The sequence below is a fragment of the Paenibacillus liaoningensis genome (genome assembly GCF_059609455.1).
In genome coordinates, this window is sequence record NZ_JCAALU010000010.1 from 166,158 (window position 1) to 192,657 (window position 26,500).

The window sequence follows — 26,500 nt, forward strand, 5'->3', positions numbered from 1 at the left end:
CTGTTAAACCTGTCATAATGCCTTTACATTTCATGATTTTATTCATCATATTATACTATTACCTGTCATAATGAGGGGGGATGTAGAATGCCTCTGACCGAAGTCAGACATAACCGGGAGACGCCGCAGCGGCAGATGGAGCTGTTTTTGCGTTTTTTTGGCAAGGAAGAATGTGAGCCTAGACATAGCTGGGGCCCGGGCTTGCGCGACTTGTATATTATCCATTATGTGATCAGCGGCTCAGGTGAATTTAGTACCGGAGGAGAGACGTACCGGCTGACACAAGGTCAGGGCTTTCTCATAACGCCGGGCGCGATTGTCCATTATACAGCGGATGAGGCTGACCCTTGGGTCTACTCGTGGGTGGGCTTTGATGGGCTTCACGCAAGGGCGTTTATGCGGCGGGCGGGGCTCAGTGTATCGCAGCCGATATTTCGCGCCAAGAGGACAGGGGAAGGCCATAGCCGGGGCCAGAGCGAGAGCGAGAGTGAGAGCTGTGAGAGGAGAGGGGAGAGCAATAGAGAGAATAGTGATTGTGCCAATTGGTTTGACACTAGCCATCAGGAGCTTGTGAATGCCCATGAAACGGGCTGTCGGGACATTTTGTACCAGAGCATTTTGTACCGGCTAATTGGAGAGTTGATGGAATGTGCAGACCCTGCATTAGTGGATGCGCAGCCGCTCCGTGCGAACTCCAAGGAAACCTATATCAATGAGGCGATTACCTATATCGAAAATAACTACAGCCAGAAAACAACGGTTGAGCAAATCGCTCACGCTGTTGGCTTGGATCGTACCTATTTGTCCAGCTTGTTCAAGCAGCAGTTTGACCTATCGCTGCAAGCGTTTTTGCTGCAATTTCGAATGAATCGGGCAGTGGAGCTGCTGAGCAGCAAGCAGCTGTCGGTGAGCGATATTTCCCGCTCGGTGGGCTACACCGATCCCTTTCTTTTCTCCAAAATGTTCAAAAAGGTCATCGGCCAATCGCCGCGCCGAACGCGAGAGCTGCTGGAGGAGCAGCAGGGCAAGCTGTAAGAGAATGGGATTGGTCAAAGCGCATCTCTTAATAAAAAAAGGGTGGGCTTTGGCGATTAAGCCAAAACTCACCCATAGAATGCGAGATAGCAAGCGCCGTGCTTCACAGCATGCGGCAGCTTGCTTTGCTTTGATGACAGGCGATGCTAAACAGAATCGCTCCCGCCTGCAAACGATGCGCGGCTCTAACCGCGAGCGGGGACAGCTTTCTTTTTCCCAGCCCGCATGGACAGAAGGAAGCACAGCAGGAGCACGATGCCAGCGGAGGCATACGGGAAGTTGATATTCATATCAAACAGCACGCCCGCAGTGATCGGGCCAAGAATGTTTCCGAGACTCGTAAAAGCGGAGTTCAAGCCAGCGAGGTAGCCTTGCTGGTCATTTGCCATTTTGGAAATTTGGGTGCCGATGGCTGGGCGCAAAATATCGACCGACAGGAACAGAAAGAAAGTGACCACGAACACCATCCAGTAGTTGTTGGTCAATAACATCAGCAGAACGAATAGGCCCGCAATAAACAACGACCACGTAATGACGTTCTGCTCGCCAAACCGATTCAAAATCCAGCCGAAAATCGTGACCTGCACAACCGCGCCCGCGATCGAGCCGAACGTAATAATAAAAGCGATGTCGGTTGCTGTAAAGCCGAAGCGATGGTCAACGTACAAGCCGAATACCGTCTCATAATTCGCAAGTCCGAACGAGGCGACAAGCACGATGATTAAGCTGAAAAAATACGGCTGCTTATAAGACGTCAGCAGCTGGGACATAAAGCTGGGTTCGCCAGCCGAAGCCGAGGCTGAGGCCTTAGCCTTAGAGGGGGCTAAAGCGGCAGCCGTTGGAGCGGCCTTCGCCTTGGATTCTGGCAAAACAAGCAGCGTAACGATGGCGGCCACCCCGCCGGCGATGCCCGCTACATAAAAAGGGACGCGAACGCCAAATTCGGCTAAATAACCTCCGATGCCGGGACCAATAATAAATCCGGTCGTAATCGCGGCATTGATATAGCCCATGCCTTTGGCGCGTTCTTCGTTGCTAGTAACGTCAGCGACGTAAGCCATAATCGAAGGCATGCTGAACGCGGCCCCGACTCCGCCAAGTATGCGTGAAACAAACAGCAGCCACGGCTCGCTGACCGCGCCAAACATCCATTCTGAGAGCGCGAACAGCGTAACGCCTGCGACGATCATTTTTTTTCGGCCGAAAGAATCGGAGAGCCTGCCTGCAAGCGGGGAAAATAATAATTGGGCCAAGGAAAAGGCTGCTACCATGAAGCCAAGTATGCTTCCGTTCAAATCCAGCTCTCGCATATAGGCAGGCATAACGGGAATGACGAGCCCAATGCCTGTAAATACGAGCAAAATATTGCCCATCAGAAGGAGTATAGCTCCTCTGTTCCGTAGTAATAATGACATGGTTAAAATCCTTTCACCCTGATCTAGGTTGTTTTAATGATTAGGTTTGGTGCTGCTTAGAGGTTGCGATGCCATAAAGAACAACCTTTATAGCGGTTCTGTAAATGGTCAAAACCTCATCCATCGCATAGGAGCGTCTGGACAATTGATTCAAGCCGAAAAACAAGCTTTCCAATATAATCGCCAAATGCTCAACCTGCATCGGCTCTAATTCGCCGCGATCAATGCCTTCCTGAATGAGGCGCTTGTTGAATTCCAAATGCCGGTCAATCATGACCGTCATCCGTTTCTCAACCTCAGTGGTTTTCTCCTCATGGTTGAAAAATTCATCGGCCGCTTTCGTAAGCGGATGGCTAAAATCATCCATTACACTTTGCTCGACAATGGCGTACAGCTTTTCGGTGGACGTCTCATAGAGCGCCTGCTGCTCATTCCATTTTTGCTCCCATTCCAAATCCCATTCCTCTAAAAGATAGAGAAACAAGCCTTCCTTGCTTTTAAAATGGTAATAAATATTGCCCTTACTGCTTTCGGTCGCCTCTACAATGTCTTCAATCGAAGTCCCTTTATAGCCCTTCTGGGCGAAAAGCGCCCGCGCGGCACTTGCGACTTTCTTCTTCGTTTGCTCGCTTTGCAGCTGTTTCTTGTTCATGAGGCGCTGCCCCTTTCTGTTAATTATACTGAACGTTCGTTCTATAATAATAGCAAAATAATCAGGGGAAATGCAAATGAGAGGTTAAGAGGGTTATATAGTTAAAGAAATACCAAATATTTTATTAACATTTTCATGTTATATGTAAAGAATTTCTGGCCATATGCCGATAATGGAAGAGTAGAATATATAATGGAGGGATTTACAAGTGGTAAAGAGTGATAAATCTTTTGTAGCAGCAATATTGTTATGTTTCTTTTTAGGATCTTTCGGCATTCATCGTTTTTATGCGGGAAAAGTGGGAACAGGCATTTTGATGCTGATTACATTGGGTTGCTTTGGTATCTGGACACTAATCGACTTAATTATGATCATTTGCGGCGCATTTAAAGATTCAGAAGGCCGTGAAATTAAAGCATAACGATCATTTTATAGGTAAAAAGGGAAAAAGAGCTCTCAAAGGAGCTCTTTTTTGCGTCTGCGTATTTAAGTAGGCTGTGCTGATGCTGCCCTTATATTCAAGCCTCTTCTTTTTTAATTTTCGCGGGGTTGTTGATTTTATAAGGAACGGGATGCTTGGTCAGCTTTTTGGCTACAATTTTAGCCTCGAAGGTGATAACATCGCCTACTTCCAGCTCCTGTTTTTTGAGCGTGGCGCTATGGCTGGACCAGGCTTCGCCCACGAGCGTTCCTTGTTCAGTGATGGACACGGCCTCATAAATGACAACCTCATCATCATTATCGGAAAAATGGTTCGGCACCGTCGTAAACTCCTTAACGGTCGCGATCATTTTAACCTTGTCCTCCGGCAGCTCCAGCTTCGGCGCTTTTTCTTTTTTGGCTTTGCTTTTCGGTTTTTCTTCCGCTTGCTCCGCCTTGTCCGCCGCTTCCTCTACTGCTTCTGGAATCGCTGCTGCACTTTCGACCGAGTCGAAAGCAAAGCCTGCTTCCGCAAGCATTTCCTCGACCGTCTTGGCCGAACCCGCATCGCTCTCGCCCACGGCTGCGAAATCGCTGTTAACGTCAGTGCCGTTTTCTACAGCTTGCGCTTCAACGGCTTCTGTTTCATTAATTGCAGCTTCCTCGCCAGTCTCGTCAGCCTCGACGCCGGCCGCATGCTTCGCGCCATAGCTTGCCGCTTGCATTTCCTTCAGGTACGAAGGATGGATGCAGTGCAGCTGATCGTTGCCGAGCTGTATGACGGCGGTCATTTTATCGACGAAACCGACGATGCTGCAAACGATATTCAGGCCGTGGCCTTTATAATAAAAGGTTTTTGTTTTGCTGGCTTTCCCTGAAAGCAGGCCCCACTCCTGGCATTTCTCCACCTGTTCCTCATCATTTTCAAAGAGCTGGTAATTTTGCGGTTCAATTACAAACGCATACTCCATCATATTCCCGCCTTTCCGTCATTCCGGCTAAATTGTTTTAGGTACAACCAGTTTAGCATAAAAATGGCCCATCCAGCATCTTGGCGACCGTGCGTGCACTTGTGGTGAGGCTGGGAGGGTCATTAGCATAAGGAAGGAGATCATCATTCCGCTGTCTTGCGCGAGTGAGGCGGCGCCTCCCATTCACCGTCCGTATGGCGCTGGCGGCGCGAAGCCGCCTAAGCTTCACCGGCCCAGTCCTGCTTCAGCGTGACGAGCTGCTGGAGCGCCGCGTTATCGAGCTCGGTAATCCACGTCTCGGAGCTGCTGGAAATGACATTTTCGCTCAGCTTCTGCTTGGATTCCAGCATTTCGTCGATCCGTTCCTCCAGCGTGCCGAGCGCAATGAACTTGTGCACCTGCACGTCGCGGGTTTGCCCCATGCGGTAGGCGCGGTCGGTCGCCTGATTTTCCACGGCGGGATTCCACCAGCGGTCGAAATGGAATACATGATTGGCTGCGGTCAAATTCAGGCCGACGCCGCCTGCTTTAATCGACAAAATAAAGACGTTCGGCTGCTCAGACGCCGGGAGCGTGCTGGACTGGAACCGTTCAATCATCCGGTCGCGAGTGAGCTTCGTCGTGCTGCCGTTCAAATAAAGCACACGCTCCTGAAGCTCCCGCTCCAGTACGCCCTGCAGCAGCTGACCCATACCGATATATTGCGTGAAAATAAGGCAGCGCTCGCCTTCGGCTCGCAGCTCCTTCACCATCGCCATCAGCCGCTCCAGCTTGGACGATCGGCTAATCAGCGACTCCATTGCGGCCTCAGCGCCGGTCGTGCCGCTGGCAATTTCCGCTTCCATCACCTCAAGCGGCATCCCATCCTCCAGTAGAGCCGGATGGTTGCAAATTTGCTTGAGCTGCGTCAGCACGGACAAAATCGCGCCGCGGCGCTTGTTGCCCTCTACCCGCTGCACCTTAGCCATCAGCTCATTGACGGTTTGCGTATAAAGCGCGCCTTGCTCGGCGGTGAGATGAACGTACGTTTTCATCTCGTTCTTATCCGGCAGGTCGAGCTGAATCGCCGGGTCTTTCTTTTTGCGGCGCAGCATGAACGGCTTGACCAGCCGCTGCAAATCGATAACGCGCTCCGGGTCCTGCTCCTGCTCAATTGGCGTTGCGAAGCGCTTCTGAAAGCCCTGCGCACTGCCAAGAAAGCCGGGATTCATAAAATCATAGATCGACCACAGCTCGCTCAGCCGGTTTTCAATCGGCGTTCCGGTCAGCGCAATGCGATGCTTGGCGGGCAAGCTGCGGATGGCAGCGGCCTGCTTCGTTTGCGCATTTTTAATATTTTGCGCCTCGTCGAGGCAAATCGCTTCCCATGTGCGCCCTTGCAGCAGCTCCTGATCGAGCATGGAGGTCGCGAAAGAAGTGAGAATAACATCCGCTTTACTGGCGGCTTCGTAGAAAGCGTCGCCCGTCAGCCGCTTGCTGCTGTAATGCAGCATGACGTTCAGTGATGGCGCGAAGCGGCTAATTTCCTTCTGCCAGTTGCCGAGCACCGAGGTCGGGCAAATGATGAGAGCGGCGGCGCGGCCCGTGCCTCCCGTCTCCTTCATCTGCATCAGGTAGGCGATGAGCTGCACCGTCTTGCCGAGGCCCATGTCGTCGGCAAGACAAGCGCCAAGCCCCAGCTGGCGCATAAAAGCCAGCCAGGAGTAGCCTTCCTGCTGATAAGCGCGCAGCGTCGCCTGCAAGCCCGCAGGAACGGGAAGCGCTGGCGCCTCTTTTTGCTGCACGAGCTGGTCCATCATCTCCTGCATATAGCTGTTCAGCTCGACTTCCAGCCGCAGCTGCTCATTTTCATCCTCAGCTTCATCCGCCGAGTCTTCTGCTGCTTCATCCTTGCGGGCGAAGTAGTCTTTCCGCGAAAGCAGATGGAGCTGAAGCACATCCTGGAAGGAGAGTCCTTGGGCGCTGTTCATGCCCTTCATCATCTTGCTGATTTGCTCCAGCAGGCCGGGATCGAGCGTCACCCACTGCCCACGGAATTGCAGCAGCCGCTCCTGACGGGCGAGCAGCTCCGAAAACTCCGCCTCCGTGAGCGTAAGATCGCCGACGGAAACGCGCCAATCGAATTCAATAATGGCGTCCAGCCCGAAGAAGGAGCGGCCTTTCGCCGGATTTTCCTCTTCCTTGACCTTGGCGCGCAGTTTAGGCTTTTTGCGGCGGGCGCTTTCCCACCAGGCGGGGAGCAGCACCTGCCAGCCTGCTTCGAGCAGGCGGTTGCTGCCCACCGTCAGGAAGCGCCAGACGGAGTCGCTGCTGAGCGGCACTCTCAGCACATCGTATTTCTCGCCTGCCAAATGCTCGTCAGGCAGACTGGCGCGCAGATGATCCAGCCATCCGGAGGATCGCTCGCGCACAGCATGAACCCAAGCCGCCGGAACTTCGCCGGCGACATCGCCATGCTGCGACAGCCTCACAGGCCGCAGCACCGATGGGTCCAGCTTGTCCTGCAGCACGAGCCGCAGCTGCCACGCCTCATCGGTTTCCTCGCCCGGCTCAAGCAGCTGCAGCATAGGGCGGAACGGCGCATGGTCTGCCTTCCAGCCGACGGCCATCAGCCAGCCGGACGCATCAAGGCCAGCGAAGATCGCCTTCTCCTTCACGAACAGCAGCGGATATTCCGCGCGCAAATCGGCGGATGCTGCTTCACTGTTGTAATAGCGCTGGAACACCGCCGCCGAGAAGGCGGCTTCCAGCATGCCGAGAAAGCCATTCGACAAGCAGCCGTCCTTCACTTTCTCCTCAGCAAGCGCAAGCTCGCTTGCCAGCTCCGCCGAAGCGGGGCTGTCCCACACCCATTGCAGCTGTCCGGCTCGCCATGCGGAGTGGCTCGGCAAGTAGCGCTTGGCCTCCGTGTGCTCGTGCAGCAAAGGCGCAAGCCGGATGAGCGCAGCCGACTGCTCGTCCCATTCCCAATGAATATGCGCCAGCAGGCGCTGCTCGGCAAAGAAGGGGAGCACATGCTCCGCGGGAAGCACAACCAGCTCCACCTGCTCCATTTGCCGGATTTCAAGCTCGGTCCCATAGGTGGTGGCCGCATGCCAAGCGAATAGGCTTTGCTTGAGGCGAACGCCGGAAAGCAGATCCTGGCGGTCATCCACCGCATACAGCAGCGCATCGCCAAAATCGGTTAAAGCCAAATGTACCGTTATCGTCGTCCATGATGGGCTCTTCGTCAGCTCCATGCTCATGACAGCAATTTCCCCTTTCGCAGCTCTTCCTGCAAAGCCCGCAAGCGGCTGTAGCGCCCAGCGAAGGCGGTGATGAACGTTTCCCAGCCCGCCTCGTCCTTGCGTTTTTTATACAGCTTCGCTAATCGTTTCAGCAGCTTGACTGCCGATTTGTAGCCGTCCCTGTTTTTCAGCAGCACATAACGCTCGGCGGCTTGGTGATAGAAGGGAAGCAGCAGCTCAGGCGCGTGCTTCTCGATCGGAGCGAACATGGCGACGCGATAATACAGGGGGTCGATGCCTTCGCTTAGCTGGTAATCGATCCACTCCTGCCATTTTTCATAATGATGAAGCTTGTCTGCATAGATGGAGCGCGAGGCGGGCAGCAGGAGCAGCAATTGCTCCCACATCGCTTCCTCCTCCTGAGGCATTTCCGCCAGCACCGCATCCCAATAGGCGAAAAAAGCGTTCAAATGCACGCCATGATGATCCGCCAGCAGGCTCGCGGTTTGCTTCAGCCAGTAGAGCAGCCGATTCCACTCCTTGCGCTGCTCCAGCTCATCCAGCAAGGCATAATAATCATGAATGCGCAGCTTGGATTTGCGGCCCAGCGCGGTCAGCAGCGCTTGCGCCTCCTCGTCGCGCCCTAGCAGAAAGCTCAGCCAGCATTTGGCGAACATCCATTGATAGCGCGTCTGGGCGATTTTCTGCTGGGGCTTTAGCGCCTCCAGGTGTTCAAGCTCCTCCGCAAGCAGCGGGCTGCCGGGCAGGCGGGGATAGAGCCATTTTCTCCAAAGCGCATAATACACAGGTGAAAAATAATCCGCATACCGCTCCTCCGCGAGCAGTCTTCCACGCAAATCCGCCAGCGTTTCCGCCAGGCGGTCCCAAAACGCCGGCTCGGCATCAGCGAGATCCGGCGACAGCTCGAACAGCTTGTTGATGCTGCCCTGCACATCCTCCATCGCGACTCGCGTGTGGTAGCCGACGAACGTGCCCGTATGCAGCTGCTCCATAATAAACAGGAAGCTGTGCAGCTCGAACAGGCATTTCATCGCAGGGGAAAAAGCGGGCCGCGATTGCTTAATAAGCTCAGCTGCGCGGCCAGCATAGTCGCTGTTTCTCGTTTGTGCGGCCAGCGGCTCCAAGCATTGCAGCAGCCATTTTCGCCACTGCGAAATCGGCTGCTCGGGTAGCTGCTGGAGTGCGGCATTTTTTTTTCGCTCGTTCTGTTTATCTATAGGCATCATTCGAATCAATCTCCTGAGACATTTTCTTGAAGGCTGGGCTTGTGGGCTAGCTTCATTCAGCTTCCATTCATCAAAAAGTGCGAGGTATAGGCAATTATGATTATGTATTTGGATATATAGAGACTTTGGCGGACACAGCAGCCGTTATTCTCTGCAAAAATGGTTTTTGGCCGTGCTGGCGGACACAGAAGCCGCTAATCGCCCCTATTCCTCCTATTTGAAGCGATAGGGTGTGGCATAACGGCTTCCCTGTCCGCGCAGCAGTCGAAAACATGAAAATCGCTGAAATAGCGGAATGTCAGTCCTTTTAAATGGAGAATATTCGTGCTGAGCTGACCGAGCGCTTTAGTATGCTGCTCTTGTTCGCCCACCGTGTTTCTCATCCTAACTATACGCGAATAAAAATAGAGTTGGCAAATCGCTCATTCATACGAAATCGCCGCGCTCCTAATGGTTAAGGGCGCGGCGATTGCTTAATTAGGCCAGTATAGAGCGCGTGTTGCGCAGCACAGCTTTCATGAAAGGAGAATCTACAGGGACGCTGCCCATAATTTTAATTTTCCGTTTCTGCACGTCGAGACTTTTCATTTGATTGGTCAGGACAACTCCAGAGAAGGCAAGACCGCCAGGCAACGCGACTTCAAACGGATATTCTTTAATTTGGCTCGTAATGGGACACACAACTGCAAAGCCGGTTAGTTCGTTAAAATCAGCCTCGGACAACACAAGAGCTGGTATTCTCCCAGCCTGCTCATGACCAGCTTGGGGATCAAAATCCAGCCATATTAAATCGCCGCGCTGGGGGATAGGTATCGTCAAATGAGCTCGTCTCCTTCAATGCCAACATCGAATTCCTCATGCCGTGGGGAAGCGGGCTGGATTTTAGCAAGGAGTTGCTTTAAATGAGTGCGCAGCTCTTCATTCGTTTCTTGCTGTTGTTTCATAGGACGCAGCAGCAATTCATTTTCAGGAGTAATGACCAATTCGATTTCAGCGCCCTCCTCCAAATTCAGACGTTTAAGAAGCTGATTCGGAATCCGGACAGCACTGCTGTTTCCCCATTTACTAAGCGTTACAGTCGTCATTGGGCTCATATCCTCTCTCTTCTGGTCTTTCAAGTATACTTCACCCCTTTTATCATGTATATACTTAGGATATACATCTTCCGACAATCGGATACTCGATGACCGAAGGAAAGGCACCTAAATCCCATTATTATATCTCCTTGCTATAATAGTATAATGATTACTACTGAATAGGATACGAAACAGGGAAAGAGGGATTGGATGCTTATTATTTTTCAACTCGAAACGGTTCGTAGGCTTGGCTATCGACTTGAGGTGCAACAATGATCAAATCATTATATACACGCGTAGTCCTAATATTCCTAGTCTCCGTGATCGGGAGCACGATCATTGCTTTTTTAGCAGCCACTTGGCTATTTGAAGATCAATTGAACGAAAACTCGCAAATTCTTTTGCGTAATTTTGGACATGACATCGCCTCGATCTACGAGACCATTCCGTCGCGTGAAGCGGACGCGTTAGTTAGTAAAATGAAGCAGCTCAATTCCTATCATATTCGAATTTATGAAGCAACGGATCGATTCCAGTCTTTTGGAGCGCTGGGCGGACATAAGCCTGCTGCTATAATAACGGAGCAAGTAAAAAAGGTATTAGCTGGAGAAACGGTTCAAGGCAATAAGGAAGGTGTTACGGTTGCCTACATTGGATTTCCGTTGAACACAGATATGGGGACGAAAGCGATGTTTGTGGAGACGCTCTCCCCGCCGTCCACCTCATTTGTCATAAAATGGGGATTGACGATTGCAGCCTATTCGTTAATTACAGGAAGCTTGTTTGTTCTAATTGCCTCGATCTTCATCATAAGCCCGATTAACAAGCTGACAAAAGCGACCAGGCGGATAGCGGCGGGAGACTTCAACGTCAAGCTGAATATTAAGCAAACGGGTGAATTAGGCACTTTGGCTCGCAGCTTCGAAGAAATGATGCATGATCTGCAGCAGCTGGAGCAGATGCGCAGGGAATTCGTAACAAATGTGTCGCACGAGGTTCAATCGCCGCTCACCTCGATATCCGGCTATGCGATAGCGCTCAAGCAAGAAGGCATCGAAGCTAATGAGCGCAGCCGTTATCTCGATATTATTATTAATGAAGCCAAGCGGATGTCCAAGATGAGCGATAGTCTGCTCAAGCTAAGCCTGCTCGAATCACAGTCACAACAGCTGCAACTCGTAACGCTCAGACTTGATGAACAGATTAGGCGAGTCATCGTCGGGATTCAGCCGCAATGGTCGGCGCGAAACATCCATTTTGAGCTTAATTTGAAGCCAGCTATGCTAACGGCTGATCATGATCAGCTAAATCAGGTATGGATCAATATCATTGGCAATAGCATCAAATTTTCCAACGATGGCGGCATGATTACAGTCAGCATCGAGCAAGACATCAAACATTTGACCGTCCGAATATCAGACGAGGGCATTGGTATTTCACTAGAGGACCAGAAGCGTATATTCGAGCGTTTCTTTAAGGCAGATCGCTCTCACAGCCGAAAATATGAAGGCAGCGGTATGGGTCTGGCCATCGTTAAGCAGATTATTTCGCTTCATCAAGGCGATATTCGAGTGGAAAGCGAACCGGGTCTGGGAACGACCTTCATCATCACCTTGCCCGTCACAATGCTGGCTGAATAAGAGGCTTATCCATCATTATCTCATAGCGGTCCCCTCGCTTCTCCCCATGCCTGCGTCATCAGGTACAAGCCTCCTGCCTATGATGACGCAGGTTTTTTTGCGTGTTCATATTCCGTTCATCCTGCCGGCATATAGAGTACATTTTCATCGTGTAAGCTTTCCCTATCGGCCCTTAAGGGCGCCCAGTAGAGAGATGACGATAGGAGAAGATGCAAGTGGAAATACGAGAGGTAAACAAGATGGAGCTGGATACAACAACAAATAAAAAGCCAGCCAGCAGGTTGAAAAAATGGCTTCGCAGGTTGCTTAAAGTAATAGCGGCCATAGGAATAGCAATCGTCGTTTTTATAGCCGTCGTTTTTTTCGTGAATTTGTTCAGCAGCAAATCAGAGCAAGCGAAATTATTGCCTTATGGCCAGTCGGTAGCTGTAGATGGGAAATATATGAATGTATCGACCCATGGACAAGGAGAAGAAACGATCGTGCTCCTGCCAGGTTATGGCACAGCAGCGCCAGCACTTGATTTTAAGCCGCTAATCGAACAACTGTCACCGTATTACAAAGTCGTCGTAGTTGAGCCATTTGGTTATGGATTAAGCGATCTGACCGACAAGGAACGAAGCACAGAAAATATAGTAAGTGAAATTCATGAAGCGCTGCAAAGTCTCCATATTGACCGTTACATTTTAATGGGCCACTCCATTTCAGGATTATACAGCTTAGATTATGTGAACAAATATCCAAGCGAAGTGAGCGCATTTGTCGGACTCGACAGCAGTGTCCCAACGCTCAAAGAGCAGAAGATAGGATCTTCCATATTAAAGACGCTTAGCCTGCTCAGAGAATCAGGTTTCGCCAGATTGCAATTGAAATTAGGCGATGACCCTTATGCTGAATTGCCATATGATGATCAAACCAAAGAGCAACTGAAAATCATGATTCGCAAAAACATTTATAATTCCAGTCAATTAAATGAAGCCGGAAGTATGTATGCTAATTTTGAAGCAGCAGAACAATTAACCTTCCCAAAAGCTCTTCCCGTTATTTTCTTTATCCAAGCCAATCATCCAGTAACGGATAGATGGATACCCGAGCATGAGAAGCAAATCAAGGATTCTGTTCATGGGAAAATAGTGTTATTTGAAGCAGACCACTATTTATATCGTACTCATTCGGCAGAAATCGTTGAAAACCTCAGGATGTTTATGGATCAAATAAAACAAGACAAATAGACGATTTTTGCGTCTTATGTTACAATCTGCTGCGAATTGTCCTGTTTTGCGCCGGGGCGCTGCACGATTTTCACCGAACGGCTTTGCACGAGTAAAATATAGCCAACATCAAAAAGGAAAATAAGGACATACATGAACATCAGCAGCAGGGAATCCGGGTAGAGCTTGTAGCTGAGCACGGAGGCGCATAGGGTGCCGAGCATTTTCGCCCAGGCAATAAAACGGGACTGCCCTAGCAAGTCCTTCTGGAACAGCATTTGAATAAACAATATGGACATCATCAAATTGATGCCAAAGGCGGTATATTTGCCCTCCGGGTCATGGAATTCGACCGAGACGCCATAATGCAGCAAGAAGGCGGTAGCGAGCAGAGAGCCTACGATGACGGCAATTTTTTTCGGTGAATAGTCATTGCGGGTGTAATACAAAAATTGCAGCAAAATGATGATGTCGAGCGCGAACCAGACGATTGTAATGATTTGCTGAAGCGGGTTGAAGGGCATGAAAAAGCCAAACAGCAGCTCCCACGTCAGGTTGGCACAGAGCGCAGCCAAAGGCATGCCGCACGTCCGATCCTTGAAGCCTTGATAAATAATAAGCAGATAGGTGATTGTCCAAAAAAACGCCATTCCGAGCAGCAGCAGCAGGTCCATCAAGCCTTATCGCATCCTTTCCAAAAACGGTTGTTATAAAAACGTATGTTGGCGGCTGCTCGTCTATGTCTTATGTTAAAATAGAAGACAACGAAGCTGGCCGGGTGCCGCTGGGCACATATACAGCCAGAGCAAGGAAAGAAGGAAGAGCGTATGGCAATTTATGAAATTGAAGAGGATGAGTGGCTGCGTCTGGCGCGAATCGGCAATGGGAAGGATGCGCTGCTGTTCTCCAGCCCTTTCTGCGGAACGTGCAAGGTAGCCGAGCGGATGCTGGACATCGTTCAGGCAGCGGAAGTGCCGACGACGATGTATAAAATTAACATCAATTACGCGCCCAAGCTGCGCGAGGCTTGGAAAATTACGAGCGTTCCCTGCCTAGTGCTGGTGAAGGACGGCGAGCCCCAGCGGTTCGAATACGCGATGCGCTCTGTCGATTATCTTTACAAGCTGCTGAAAGAGGATGAGTAGCTATATATACTTTATAAAAATGGCACATCGGAGCATGCTCCGATGTGCCGTTTTTTGAATATAGGAAAGGATATGATTTTCTCGTAATGATACGCGCTGCGCCGCCAAAGGACGGCGACAGCCGTTTCATCTTGTTTTTTACCTGAAAAAAGCAGACATCGACCTGAAATAAACAACGGTAGGAAAAAATCCAGCTCTCCATTACGATGAAGGAGAATAAGGCGGGTATACTAGAATTATTTAGAAGGTGCTTTGCAGGGAGGATGGGGAAAATGCTGAAAGCGGTTGTATTTGATGACGAATATATTGTCCGCCAAGGGCTGAGCCAAATGATCGACTGGCAGCGTTATGGCGTCGAGCTGGTAGGAACGGCGGGAGACGGCTTATCGGCACTAGAGATGTTTCGCGAACAGCGGCCGGACATTGTGCTGACGGATATTCGGATGCCGGGCATGGACGGACTGAGGCTCATTGAGACGGTGGCAGGCGAAGCAGGGGATACGATGTTTATTGTGTTCAGCGGCTTTAATGAATTTGAATATGTGATGCGGGCGATTGGGCTTGGCGTTGTTGATTATTTGGAGAAGCCGGTTACGGTAGAGAAAATAGATGAAGTGATGCGCAAAGCAATCGAGCGAATTGAGAAGCAGCAAGCATTCAGCTCCATGAAATCCAAATGGGAGGCGTCGAAGCAGGAGCTGCTGGAGAAAGCGACGCTGAACTTGCTGTTAGCGGGCGATAGTGCGCTAGGCAAATGGAAGGAAAGCTATGGCCCGGAGTGGGAAGCGATTGCGGGCATTACGGTGCTCGCTTTTTCCTCGGAATGTGTAGAGCTGCCAGAAAGTGCCGCTTATCAAATCGTTGAGGTGACGAATGGGGCAGACCGGCTGTCGGCGGTGCTTCATTTCAAGCTGCCCGCAGACGAGCTGTGGGAGCAGCTTATGCTGCAGGGCGGAGACTGTGAGCTGTTCGCAGCAGGAGGAACCTATGCAACGCTAGCAGAAGCGCCAAAAAGCTGCAAGGAAGCGCTGCGGGCGCTGCGCTACGGCCGGTTTTTGGAGGAAAGCGGCTTGATCCGCATTGAGGAAATGGAAGGCAGCGATGAGTTGGCAGGCCATTTGACGAAGCATGAGGAGTCGGTCATTTTCTCCTTGCGCACGGGGGACAAGAAGGGGCTGCTGGCTGCGTTGGACGAATTCGAGGTGTCGGTTGGGGAGCAGAAGCTGGACCCGGAGCAGGCGGAGCGCGAAATTTTGCAGCTCGTTTATGTGGGCCTTGAGGTGCTGAAGGAGACGGGGCGGGACATTCGCTCTCTCGGCAAGGTCGCGCATCAGGAGCTTGGCGTCATGCATACGCGCGAGGAAATGTTCCGCTGGCTCCGGGGCAAGGTGGAGGCGATGCTGACGGCCGTTACCGAAGCTAGGCGCTCCGCGAAGCATGCGGCGGTCGAGAAGGCGCTTGCCTATATGGAGGCTCGCTTTGGGCAGGACATTTCCTTGCAGGAGCTGGCGGAGCATGTTGGCCTGAATGCGACGTATTTCAGCCTGCTTTTCAAAGAAGAGATGGGCATCTCCTATATTAAGCATTTGACTCACGAACGGATGGAGCGTGCAAAGGTGATGCTGCGAGAAGGGATGCTCGTCGGGGAAGTCAGCGAGAAGGTCGGTTATCTCAACTACAGGCATTTTACGGAAACGTTCAAAAAGCTCATAGGCATGACGCCTAAGCATTACCGGGAAGCCCACTCGATCGAGCGTAAGGAAGATGGCCATGCCTAAAAAACGGCTAGTAGAATGGCTGCGGTTCAAAAAAATCCGAAGCCGGTTTTTGGCGGCAATGATTCTGCTCATCGTGCCTTCGATTATGCTGCTCGGCTACATTTCCTTCAATATTACGAAGGACACGCTGACGGATATGAATGAAAAAACGAATTTGGACCATTTGCGTACGTCCAGCGAGGTGGCCGACCTATTATTTCGGAATATTAACAATTTTCATCTATCTATTGTTGTCAACGATGCCATTCGGCAGAGCCTGCGCAGCAGCGGAGAAAATCCGGGCAGCCAGCCCGATACGGTGAACAGCACAACCTCCTCGCGGCTCAAAGGCTTAATCAGCAGCAGCTTTGCTGATACGCGTTACGTAACCTCGGTCTGTCTGCTTGATCTGTTGCTTCACACCTACTGCTTTGGCCGCTCCGATGATGCGGGCGTGTATGAAGGAAGCGATAAAATAGCCAAGATTACAAGCTCGGACTGGTACAAGGCGGCGTATGAGAGCAAGGGAAAGGTTGTGTATTATCCGTCAGATATTTTTGACGATACGAATAAGTCCTTTTCTACCGTGAAGCTGTTTCGCGATGCGGAGGACCCGGGCGGCCAGCCGATCGGCATTCTCGTCATCAATGTATCCAAGACGATTTTTGATAAAGTGTTCGGGGGCAGCAAGGAGAACGGCTCCTTCATGGTGCTCAGCGAGGGGACTGGCTCGACAAAAGCAGTATACAGCCATAATGATACTGTTCCGCTTGCTGGCGGGACCATCTCGGAAACGCTGGGCCACTTGAAGGATGAAGGCTTTCTGGTCAATCCTTATTATAATCAGACGACAAGCTGGACGCTGGTCCATCTCGTCGAATCGAAGGAGCTGCTAAAGCATACCCAATACATTGGCCTGGCGACGACGCTTATTGCCGCGGCTTTCGCGGTGACAGCGCTGATTCTATCCTTTTTTATATCGGGAACCATCACAAGGCCGCTGCTGCGGCTGAAAAAAATGATGAACGACTGGACGCTTGGCAAGCGCGATTTTCCGGCGGAATTTGCCCAGGATGAGGTCGGTGTCATCGGTGAAACGTTCAAGCGCATTGCCCGCGAAAATGAGGAGCTGAATGCGCGGCTCATCAACTCGGAGCTGAAGGAGCGGGAGGCGGAGCTTAGGGCGCTGCAATCGCAAATTAAGCCGCATTTTTTGTATAACACGCTGGATTCGATCTATTGGATGGCGATTTTGCAAAATAATAAAGAGGTCGCCCAAATGGCGGTATCTCTCTCCGAAAGCTTCAAGCTCAGCTTGAACAAGGGCAAGGAGACGATTCTCGTATACAACGAATTGAAGCATATCGAGCATTATTTGAACATCCAAAACATTCGGTTCAACAACCGCTTCCACTATATCGAGGAGGTGGAGGAGACGATCAAGGGGCTGGAGATCATGAAGCTGCTGCTGCAGCCGCTGGTCGAAAACGCCATTTACCATGGTTTGGAGCCGAAGGTCGGAAAAGGAACGATCCGTTTGACGGGTGGAACTGACGGGCCGTATTTGATTTTCACGGTCGAGGATGACGGGGTGGGGATGGCGGATATGGCCCAGACAGAGCAGGGCTACGGCATGCGCAACGTTAAGGAACGGCTGTCGCTGTCTTATGGGGAAGGCAGCTCGCTGACCGTCTGGAGCCGAGAAGGAGAGGGCACCCGTGTGACCCTGCGCTTCAACCCATCGAATCTACCTAAAAAAAACCGACACTCACCTGAAAAATGAAGCGCTTTCATAAAGGCCGTTTCCTCTCTACAATAAGGGTATAGAAAGCTACTTATACAGCATCAGCGACAACGAACGAGGGGGAACGAAACATGAAGAACATGAAGCTTAAATCGCTCGCAATGACAGCAACCGCACTTGTGCTTACCGGAACGCTAGCGGCATGCGGCGGAAGCAATTCGGGCGGCAATACCGGTACGGATACGGCGGCGGGCGGCACAGGCGGCAATACAGAGAAGAAGGTAACGCTCTCGCTGCTGGTTGATAATACGCAGGATTCGGTCAATTTGGCGAATGCTTATGTCGACGCTTTCCAGAAGAAATATCCGAACATTACAGTTGAGATGGAAACAAGGCCGGGCGGCGGCGAAGGCGACAATATTGTAAAGACTCGTCTGGCGACAGGCGATATGACGGATGTATTCTTTTATAACTCGGGCTCCTTGATGCAGGCATTGTCTCCAGAGAAAAACATGCTGGACCTGACGAATGAAGCATTCCAGTCGGGCGTCGTGGACTCCTTCAAGCAGACGGTTTCCTTCAATGGAAAAGTGTATGGCGTGCCGACATCTTCCACGATTGCTGGAGGCTGGTTCTATAATAAGAAAATTTATGCTGACCTTGGACTGAAGGTGCCTATTACTTGGGATGAGCTGATTGCCAATAACGAGAAAATTAAAGCGGCAGGCATTTCCCCGGTTATAGGCTCCTACAAGGACTCGTGGACCTCGCAGCTCGTTGTGCTGGCCGATTATTACAATGTACAGGCACAGGTACCGTCATTTGCGGAAGATTTTACCGCTCATAAGGCAACTTTCGCAGGCACGCCTGCAGCGTTGAGAGGCTTCGAGAAGCTGCAGGAGCTGTATGATAAAGGCTTTATGAACAAGGATATGCTGGCGACAACCTATGATGCAGGCCTCAAAATGCTTGCCGATGGCAAGGGCGCGCATTATCCAATGCTATCGTTCGCATCACCATCGCTTGTGCAGAACTTCCCGGATGAAATCGAAAATATCGGCTTTTTCGCCCAGCCTGGCGACGATGCCTCGAAAAACGGTTTGAGCATCTGGATGCCAGGGGCGAGTTATATTTACAAGGAAACTAAAAATGTAGAGGCAGCCAAGCAGTTTGTGGCCTTCATCGCTTCTGTAGAAGGGACACAGGTTGCGGCAGCTGTCTCGAAGCCAACCGGCCCGTATCTGATCAAGGATGCGACGATTCCGGACGATGTGCCTACGCTGGTGAAAGACATGCTGCCGTATTTCGAATCGGGCAAAACGGCGCCAGCGCTGGAGTTCGTTTCCCCAGTTAAAGGACCAAGCCTGGAGCAAATTACCGTCGAGGTTGGCGCAGGCATTAAGAAGGCAGCGGAAGGCGCGGCTGCTTACGATAAAGATGTGGAGAAGCAAGCGAAACAGCTTGGACTGGCGGGCTGGTAATTTTCAACTTAAGTAGTAGTAAAAAATAGATAGATAAGCTCGGCCCTGCTTGCAGGGCCGCTTTACTTCAAAATATACGCTTGACTGTGTAGGAGTGATAACGATGAACAATATATTTAAACGAACCTACTCCTATTGGTTCCTGCTGCCAGCAGCCATTATTTATTTTATTATTTTCATCCTGCCGACGATTATGTCCTTCTTCTTCAGTATGACGAGATGGACGCTGTCGGATTGGGAGTTTATCGGGTTTGAAAATTTTATTACATTTTTTCAGGAGCAGTCCTTAAGCATTGGTTTTAAAAATACACTGATCTATGCGGTCGTTACCTGTACGCTCAAGGTTGCACTGGGACTGCTGCTAGGCGTATTGCTAACCTCGAAAATTCGGACCAAAAGCTACTTGCGGTCTGTCATATTTTTCCCTACCTTGGTGAGCACGATTGCTGTCGGTATTGCCTTCAGCATGATGATGCACCCGACGCAAGGCGTCATTAATACAGCGCTTGCCGCCATCGGCATTGAAGGTCCGGATTGGCTCGGCGATACGAGAATCGCGCTGCTGTCGGTCGCCATGGTCGATGTGTGGAAAGGCTTAGGCTTCGCGACTGTCATTTACATTGCCGGGATTTTGTCGATCCCCGCGGAATATTATGAAGCCTTGCAAATCGACGGCGGCAACAACTGGCATAAGTTCTGGAACATTATTGTGCCGCTGAGCCGTCCAGCTACGAACTCCGTTATTATTTTGGCCTTCATCGGCGGTCTGCGCTCCTTCGATCTGGTATGGGCGATGACCAAGGGCGGCCCGGGCTTCACGACCGACTTGATTGCGTCGATCATTTACAAGCAATATCAAGGCGGCTTCTATGGCCTCGCTACTGCGGGCAATGTGATTTTGTTCCTCGTTGTGACAGCGCTTGCCTTCCCGCTCTATACGTATTTGAACCGCAAGGAGGTAGACCTGTGAGAAAGATCAGACAATGGGGCTTTGAGATTGGTGCCGTCTTGTTTACGATTGTCGTGTTCTGGATTCCGTTCTACTTCATACTGGTCAATTCGGGCAAGGACGCGAAAGAGTCTTCGCTGCTCACGATGTCATGGGCCTCCAATAGCCAATATTGGGAAAATATTAAAACCGTCGTTGTGGCCCGCGATTTTATGCTGATTCGCGCCTTCATCAACAGTACGGTGCTGACGGTGGCCTCCATCGCTATTTTGATCGTACTGTGCGCGATGGCAGGCTATGTGCTGCAGCGCCGAACAGGAAAGCTGTCGCCACTGTTCAACTTCTTGATTCTTGCCGGGCTTATCATTCCGCCGGCCATCGTGCCGACGATCTGGGTCATGGACGGGATTGGCCTGTTCAAAACACTGATCGGTCTTATATTGATCGAAGTCGCGCTGGGCTTTCCATTCGCAGTTCTGCTTTATAAAGGCTTCATGAGCGGCATTCCGCGTGAAGTGGATGAGGCGGCCGTTATTGACGGCGCTGGCGGCCTTCGGCTGTTCTTTGGTATTATTTTGCCGCTGCTCCAGCCTGTAACGGCAACGGTAGTCGTATTGTCCTCGGTTACCATCTTCAATGATTTCACGAACCCGCTTTATTTTCTGCCGGGCTCGGACAATGTCACGGTGCAGCTGACGCTCTATAACTTCCAGAGCCAGTATGTGACGCAATACAATCTGCTGTTCACGAACATATTGCTGATTACGATTCCGCCGCTGCTGCTGTTTATTATTTTTAACAAGCGTATTGTAGCGGGCATGACAGCTGGTTCGGTTAAAGGTTAGTGTCTCATTCATAAATCCAGTAAAAAGGGGATAGCTACATGTTAAATGTTCATTCCGCAAGCTGTGAATATAGAGGTGCTCTGCTTGGCACAGACCTCACAAAGCCGCGATTCAGCTGGATGCTGGAAGCAGCAGAACGCAGAGGAGTCCGCCAGGCCGCTTATCAGCTGCAAGTAGCCGAGGCATCAAGCGGCTTTGAGACAAGCCTTTGGGATACGGGGCGGATCGAACAGGAGCAATCGCTTCATATTGTATATGGCGGTCCTGCGCTTGCAGCCCGTACTGCTTATCGCTTCCGGGTTAGAGTATGGGATACGGCAGGAGAAGAGTCGCCTTGGAGCGAGGAGGGCACCTTCGAGCTGGCCCTTGCTGGCGGGGCAGACTGGCAGGCGAAATGGATTACACCGGATACGTCTTCTATTGCTGCAGATGCGGCCCCAGCCTATTTGCTGCGCCACACCTTTCAGGTGAAAGCGGGGGGCATTTCGTCCGCCCGAGTGTATGCGACCGCGCTTGGCGTGTATGAGCTGTACCTGAACGGCGGCAAGGTGTCGGATGATTTGCTCGCTCCAGGCTGGACCAGCTATCACACCCGTGTGCAATATCAGACCTATGATGTGACGGCGGAGCTGAAAGAAGGCGCAAATGGCATTGGCTTTATGCTGGGCGACGGCTGGTACCGCGGCGGACTGGGCTTTGATGACAAAAATTATATGTACGGCGACAATCGTGCCGCGCTGCTGGAGCTGCATATCCGTTATGCGGATGGCACGGAAGAGGTCGTAGCGACGGACAGCTCGTGGCAGGCGGCGCTTGGCGCGATTCAATACGCGAATATCTATCACGGTGAAACGTATGATGCCCGCTTGGAAATCGAGGGCTGGAGCGAAGCCGCTGGAGTGAATGGAGCTGAAGCTCAAAGCGATGCGTTGCAGACAGCTGGCGGATGGTCGGGTGTGCAAGTGCTGGATCTGCCATACAGCCAGCTTGTAGCACAAGAAAACTGGCCGACGAACGTCACCGAAATCATCAAGCCGATCTCCTCGTTTATTACACCGGCAGGCGATCATGTGCTGGATCTAGGGCAAAATATCGTTGGACGCATGAGATTTACCGTCGAGGCGCCGGAAGGAACGCAAATCGTTTTGCGCCATGCGGAGGTGCTGGACAAGGACGGCAATATTTATTTTGGCAACCTGCGTCCTGCGAAGCAGACGCTGACCTATATCGCGAAAGGCGACGGCATAGAAAGCTATGCGCCCCATTTTACCTTTATGGGCTTCCGCTATGTGCTGGTGCAGGGCTTCCCCGGGCAGGAAGCAGGCGCTGCGTTGCCGGCAGATGCATTCCAAGGCGAGGTTATGCACTCCGATATGCCTTCAACTGGTGAATTCGAATGCTCAGACGAGCGAATCAACAAGCTCCAGCAAAATATACGCTGGGGACAGCGCGGCAACTTCCTCGACGTGCCGACGGATTGCCCGCAGCGCGATGAGCGGCTGGGCTGGACGGGCGACGCGCAAGTATTTATTAGCACGGCCTTGTTCAACTTCCAAGGTGCACCGTTTTTTGCAAAATGGCTGCATGACCTGAAGGCGGAGCAGCATGAGGATGGCGGCATTCCTTTCGTTATTCCCGATATTGTTGGCGGAGCCAATTCGGCGGCATGGGGAGACGCTGCGGTTATTTGCCCATGGACGGTTTATCAATATTATGGCGATGAGCGGCTGCTCTCCGAGCAGTATGAAAGCATGAAGCAATGGGTGGAGTACATTCGGGCACAGGGCAGCGAAGAGTATTTGTGGAATAGCGGCTTTCATTTCGGGGATTGGCTTGCGCTCGATGCGAAGGAGAACAGCTATATTGGCGCGACGCCAACGGCATTGATTGCAACAGCCTATTATGCCTACTCCACGCGCATTGTTCGCGATGCAGCGAAGGTGCTCGGCCATGACGAGGACGCCGAGCGCTATGACGAGCTGCACACCCGCGTAATTTCCGCGTTCCGCGACGAGTTTATGACCAAAAGGGGACGGATCGCTTCGCCGACGCAAACCGCGCATATTTTGGCGCTTATGTTCGACCTGGTGGATGAGAGTGTGAAGGATCGGGTAGCGGAGGATCTAAACAACCTCATCGTCGAAAATGACTACCACCTGACGACCGGCTTTGTGGGCACGCCGTACTTATGTTTTGCCCTGTCGAACAGCGGCTATCATACGACGGCGGTTCGCTTGCTGCTGCAAGAGAGCTATCCGGGCTGGCTGTATTCGGTATCGAAAGGCGCAACGACGATTTGGGAGCATTGGGACAGTATTAAGCCGGACGGCTCGTTCTGGAGCGACGACATGAACTCGTTCAACCATTATTCCTATGGGGCGATCGGCGATTGGATGTACCGCAAGGTGGCTGGGCTAGACATGGACCCTTCGCAGCCTGCCTTCAAGCATATTCGAATCGAGCCGTTGTTCGGATCGACCATGCTGACTTATGCTAAAGCCTCCTACGACTCCGTATACGGACGGATCGAGTCGGGCTGGCGTGTAGAAGGCAGCCGTATTGAGCTTCAAGTAGTCATTCCAGCGAATACGACAGCAGATATTATTTTGCGGGGAGCGACGCTCGCTGGCACGACAGAAGGCGGGACTTCGCTTGAAAATAAAGCGGGCATCGCATCGGCGGAGGAAACCGCAGCTGGCTTGATCATCCGTGCCGGCTCGGGTACGTACCAGTTTGCCTATGAGAGTGAAGGCCTGTTCCGCTCGCAGTACAGTGCCAAGACGAAGATGAGTGAAATATGGATGGATGAGCGGGCGATTGCCATTGTGAGCCGGCATATGCCAAATCTGTTCAGCGGCGCACAGGCAAACATTGCTAAGCCGTTCTCTCTTCAGCAAATCTGCGACAATGGCATGTTCCGTATTTCCAAGGAGACGATTGACCAGGTGCTTGAGGAGCTTGCAGCGCTGTAGGTGTTGGAAGTAAGGGCATAGCCAGACAATGGGGCGTGTAAAAAGGGCATGTAAATAGGGCGTGAAAATAGAAGGAAACCGCACGGCTGCTGCCATGCGGTTTTTTCTATGCAGATAGCGATAACGGCTGCGGCAAGCCGCATATAACCCTGAAACGAACGTTATTCGACTCCCGTGCCCAGCATCGTACGGATTGTCATTTGCTTTAATCCATGAATGTAGTCCTGCTGCCAATCTCGAATGATAAGTGCGGGTAAATGAGCCTCTGGCACATAAATAGCGCTGCGGCTTCTTACCTCCTCCAGCTCCTGCTCAGACAGATTGATGCTGCAAAAAATAAAAATATCCGGGTTCAGCGTTGCCGTGAAAATCGCAACCAAGCGGCTCATGGCATCAATCAGCTTGGCATCATCGCGTTTTTCGTTGGAACGATCGGTAAGCTCTTGAATGACCTCGCCAAAGTTCTGCTGCCCAAGGGGCAAATAAAAAACCTCGCCAGCAAAAAAGGTGTTCCCTCTGACGAGCTTTCCATTGACCATAATGCCAGCACCGGGGCCATTCATGCCGAAATACAGATAAACAAGCGATAAACTTTTGTTGTTATCCAGTTGGTCATGATAGCCGAGTACCGTGGCGTTCATATCATTTTCAATCTGGACCTGAAGCGGATAGCGGCTCTCGTAAGCGGCCTTCAAATCATAGCCGTTAAATTTCTCGTAGCTGGGAATATGAAAAACCTGGCCGTTCGTCACGCTCGCAGGAACGCCGAAGGTTAATGCGCGAATGAGCGGATATCGCTCCAAATAAACCTTCATTTGACGGTCCAGCGCTTCCGGCCCTTCATCCAAAACACCGGGCAGCCTGTCTTGCAGAAGGACCTCTCCGACATAATTCAGCAAGGTATAAATGGTGCAGTCCTTTTCCAAATACACAGCTAAGCCCGACATATGCGCTGCATTCAGCATATAAATTTGCGGCCTTCGGCCTCCGCTGGATTCCCGCAGCCCCGACAGCAAAACCTCGCCATCCGCCTTCATTTCCTCAATCGCTTTGCTCACGGTCGGGAAGGTCAGCCCTGTTATTTGAGCGATTTCGACCTTGGTCGACTCCTGCTCATAATAGAGCGCGCTGCGAATTTGCTGCCGGATCATTTCGCCCATTAATTTAGGATTCACAAATGGAAGCTTTATTTTTTCCACCCTCCTGACGGTTATAAAATGTGAGACCTACTTGGTCTTTGCCTGATCCTTCTCGCCAAGAGGTCTCGCGGCATGAGACGTCAGCCCTGCGAATACAATGCCGACAAGGACGACGATTAAGGCCATTCGCAAGCCAATTGAGTTGCCAATCATGCCAAGCAGCGGCGGCCCAACAAGGAAAGCCAAATATCCGGCTGTTGCTACAGCTCCGACCCGTGCAGCTACACCATGCGGATTGTCGCCAGCGGCGGACAAAGCGACAGGGAAGCCGAAGGCTGCGCCAAAGCCCCACAATACAACGCCGATAGAAGCGATGATGTAATTGTGACCCAAGATCACGATGAGCAGGCCGGCAATAGCGGATACAGCAGACGCTCGCAGCACAGCTACTCGGCCGAATTTATCGAGCAGCATGCCGCCAGTTGCCCGAACGATCGTCATTGCTGCTACAAATATGCCATAGACGAACGAACCTGTTGAAGCAGAAGTATCATAGCCATCGACCATAATTAAAGGAAGCCAGTCATTGGCTGAGCCTTCGGCGAAGGTCATACCCAAAATAATAATGCCGAGCAGTAAGGTGCGCGGCTCTTTCCAGATGGCAAGGCGCTCTTTAGTCGTTAGCGTAGGAGCATTCTTGTCTGTTTTACTTTCTTGTCCTGTTCCTTTAGGCACGAATCGGGACAAATAGACGATGAGCACAACTAATAAAATAAGAACAATACCCAAATGCATGATGACGGACACATGAGACTTCGTTGCTAACCAGCCCGCGACAGCGCCGATAAAGGTTCCTAAGCTGAAGGCAGCATGAAAGCCGGTCAGCAAAGACTTTTTCATTGCGCGCTCCAGCATGGTGCCCTCAACATTCATTGCCACATCACAAATGCCAAAGCCAAATCCGAAGATTGCTAACCCCACGAACACAACAGGAGCATAGGTGAAAAAGGAGCTGCCAAGAGCAATGATTGCGAGGCCTCCTGCAGCAATGAGCATCCCGTTCATCATGACGAAACGTCCGCCCTTGCTGGCAATAAAATGCCCTGCCCCAAGCAGGCCGAGGATTGAGCCAACAGACAGCCCGAAAATAATCCAGCCCATCTGGCCAGTCGAAGCGCCGAGTGTATCGCGAATGGCGGGCGTACGGGAGATCCAGGATGCCGTGGCAAAGCCGCATAAAGTGAAAATCACATAGATGGCATTACGCCATAATTCAATCTGTCTTGCGCTTAATTGTTCATTCATTAGAAGCTCCCCTTACTCGCTATCATACTTTTTAAAGATGTTTAATAACTAAGCAAGCTTATCATAACGTATCGCAGCCGTATTAAAAAGCTGTCTTTTTGCGAAAATCATATGGGATTATGGGTTTTGCATAATAATGTCTTGTTTAGCTGTGGTTCTGACACTGAGCTAATATTTTATTGAAACCGGCTCTTTTAAATTTAAGGTTTTCCATGCAAACTGTCTTCATTTTGATTGCTGCAAGACCGATTTAACTTAATTGCCTTATA

Annotated in this window: 21 protein-coding genes; 11 read left to right on the forward strand and 10 right to left on the reverse strand. The window is 51.2% G+C overall.

Features of this window, described 5'->3' with window-relative positions; translation table 11 throughout:
• Nucleotides 1-87 precede the first annotated feature (87 nt).
• A complete protein-coding gene (locus AC6B99_RS16610; protein WP_496663793.1) occupies nt 88-1,035 on the forward strand; it encodes an AraC family ligand binding domain-containing protein in 948 nt (315 codons plus the stop codon).
• A 185-nt stretch (nt 1,036-1,220) separates the two neighbouring features.
• Here the strand turns inward: AC6B99_RS16610 and AC6B99_RS16615 are convergent, their stop codons facing one another.
• Nucleotides 1,221-2,450 (reverse strand): MFS transporter, encoded by a 1,230-nt coding sequence (locus AC6B99_RS16615; protein WP_056032280.1) that lies wholly within the window; start codon nt 2,448-2,450, stop codon nt 1,221-1,223.
• Nucleotides 2,451-2,490: 40 nt separating this feature from the next.
• On the reverse strand, nt 2,491-3,102 hold the full coding sequence (locus AC6B99_RS16620; RefSeq protein WP_056032277.1) for a TetR/AcrR family transcriptional regulator: 612 nt from the start codon (nt 3,100-3,102) through the stop codon (nt 2,491-2,493).
• Nucleotides 3,103-3,310: 208 nt separating this feature from the next.
• Here AC6B99_RS16620 and AC6B99_RS16625 point away from each other — a divergent pair, with 208 nt between their 5' ends.
• Entirely contained in the window at nt 3,311-3,523 is a 213-nt protein-coding gene (locus AC6B99_RS16625; protein WP_056032274.1) for a TM2 domain-containing protein, read from the forward strand.
• A 97-nt stretch (nt 3,524-3,620) separates the two neighbouring features.
• Here the strand turns inward: AC6B99_RS16625 and AC6B99_RS16630 are convergent, their stop codons facing one another.
• From AC6B99_RS16630 to AC6B99_RS16650, 5 genes are all read right to left on the reverse strand, one after another.
• Complete coding sequence (locus AC6B99_RS16630; protein WP_056032272.1) at nt 3,621-4,493, reverse strand: hypothetical protein; 873 nt, start codon at nt 4,491-4,493, stop codon at nt 3,621-3,623.
• 218 nt (nt 4,494-4,711) lie between these two features.
• Nucleotides 4,712-7,738 (reverse strand): DEAD/DEAH box helicase, encoded by a 3,027-nt coding sequence (locus AC6B99_RS16635; protein WP_496663794.1) that lies wholly within the window; start codon nt 7,736-7,738, stop codon nt 4,712-4,714.
• Complete coding sequence (locus AC6B99_RS16640; protein WP_056032266.1) at nt 7,735-8,967, reverse strand: hypothetical protein; 1,233 nt, start codon at nt 8,965-8,967, stop codon at nt 7,735-7,737. The genes AC6B99_RS16635 and AC6B99_RS16640 overlap by 4 nt, the downstream gene beginning before the upstream one ends.
• A gap of 477 nt (nt 8,968-9,444) precedes the next feature.
• Entirely contained in the window at nt 9,445-9,780 is a 336-nt protein-coding gene (locus AC6B99_RS16645; protein WP_056033054.1) for a type II toxin-antitoxin system PemK/MazF family toxin, read from the reverse strand.
• Between the two features lie 2 nt (nt 9,781-9,782).
• Nucleotides 9,783-10,085 (reverse strand): AbrB/MazE/SpoVT family DNA-binding domain-containing protein, encoded by a 303-nt coding sequence (locus AC6B99_RS16650; protein ID WP_235533080.1) that lies wholly within the window; start codon nt 10,083-10,085, stop codon nt 9,783-9,785.
• 230 nt (nt 10,086-10,315) lie between these two features.
• Between AC6B99_RS16650 and AC6B99_RS16655 the strand changes: the two genes are divergently transcribed.
• Complete coding sequence (locus AC6B99_RS16655; RefSeq protein WP_496663795.1) at nt 10,316-11,683, forward strand: sensor histidine kinase; 1,368 nt, start codon at nt 10,316-10,318, stop codon at nt 11,681-11,683.
• 209 nt (nt 11,684-11,892) lie between these two features.
• Nucleotides 11,893-12,915, forward strand: a complete 1,023-nt coding sequence (locus AC6B99_RS16660; protein ID WP_442952507.1) for an alpha/beta fold hydrolase — start codon at nt 11,893-11,895, stop codon at nt 12,913-12,915.
• Between the two features lie 14 nt (nt 12,916-12,929).
• Here AC6B99_RS16660 and AC6B99_RS16665 read toward each other — a convergent pair whose 3' ends face one another.
• On the reverse strand, nt 12,930-13,568 hold the full coding sequence (locus tag AC6B99_RS16665; RefSeq protein ID WP_056032256.1) for a transmembrane-type terpene cyclase: 639 nt from the start codon (nt 13,566-13,568) through the stop codon (nt 12,930-12,932).
• A 153-nt stretch (nt 13,569-13,721) separates the two neighbouring features.
• Here AC6B99_RS16665 and AC6B99_RS16670 point away from each other — a divergent pair, with 153 nt between their 5' ends.
• The 7 genes from AC6B99_RS16670 to AC6B99_RS16700 all read left to right on the forward strand — a co-directional run bounded on the left by AC6B99_RS16670 (nt 13,722) and on the right by AC6B99_RS16700 (nt 23,787).
• On the forward strand, nt 13,722-14,039 hold the full coding sequence (locus AC6B99_RS16670) for a thioredoxin family protein (RefSeq protein ID WP_056032253.1): 318 nt from the start codon (nt 13,722-13,724) through the stop codon (nt 14,037-14,039).
• Nucleotides 14,040-14,311: 272 nt separating this feature from the next.
• Nucleotides 14,312-15,817: a response regulator gene (locus tag AC6B99_RS16675; RefSeq protein ID WP_496663796.1), complete on the forward strand. Its 1,506-nt coding sequence runs from the start codon at nt 14,312-14,314 to the stop codon at nt 15,815-15,817.
• A complete protein-coding gene (locus AC6B99_RS16680) occupies nt 15,810-17,579 on the forward strand; it encodes a cache domain-containing sensor histidine kinase (RefSeq protein WP_496663797.1) in 1,770 nt (589 codons plus the stop codon). The genes AC6B99_RS16675 and AC6B99_RS16680 overlap by 8 nt, the downstream gene beginning before the upstream one ends.
• A gap of 92 nt (nt 17,580-17,671) precedes the next feature.
• Nucleotides 17,672-19,021 (forward strand): ABC transporter substrate-binding protein, encoded by a 1,350-nt coding sequence (locus tag AC6B99_RS16685; protein WP_056032245.1) that lies wholly within the window; start codon nt 17,672-17,674, stop codon nt 19,019-19,021.
• Between the two features lie 103 nt (nt 19,022-19,124).
• Nucleotides 19,125-19,991: an ABC transporter permease subunit gene (locus tag AC6B99_RS16690; RefSeq protein ID WP_494863657.1), complete on the forward strand. Its 867-nt coding sequence runs from the start codon at nt 19,125-19,127 to the stop codon at nt 19,989-19,991.
• Nucleotides 19,988-20,815: a carbohydrate ABC transporter permease gene (locus AC6B99_RS16695; protein WP_056032237.1), complete on the forward strand. Its 828-nt coding sequence runs from the start codon at nt 19,988-19,990 to the stop codon at nt 20,813-20,815. Before AC6B99_RS16690 ends, AC6B99_RS16695 begins: the two co-directional genes overlap by 4 nt.
• 38 nt (nt 20,816-20,853) lie before the next feature.
• Nucleotides 20,854-23,787: a family 78 glycoside hydrolase catalytic domain gene (locus AC6B99_RS16700; RefSeq protein WP_496663798.1), complete on the forward strand. Its 2,934-nt coding sequence runs from the start codon at nt 20,854-20,856 to the stop codon at nt 23,785-23,787.
• Between the two features lie 161 nt (nt 23,788-23,948).
• Here AC6B99_RS16700 and AC6B99_RS16705 read toward each other — a convergent pair whose 3' ends face one another.
• Both AC6B99_RS16705 and AC6B99_RS16710 read right to left on the reverse strand, forming a co-directional pair.
• Complete coding sequence (locus AC6B99_RS16705; protein WP_056032226.1) at nt 23,949-24,986, reverse strand: ROK family protein; 1,038 nt, start codon at nt 24,984-24,986, stop codon at nt 23,949-23,951.
• A 27-nt stretch (nt 24,987-25,013) separates the two neighbouring features.
• Nucleotides 25,014-26,231 (reverse strand): MFS transporter, encoded by a 1,218-nt coding sequence (locus AC6B99_RS16710; protein ID WP_494882425.1) that lies wholly within the window; start codon nt 26,229-26,231, stop codon nt 25,014-25,016.
• Nucleotides 26,232-26,500: the final 269 nt, after the last annotated feature.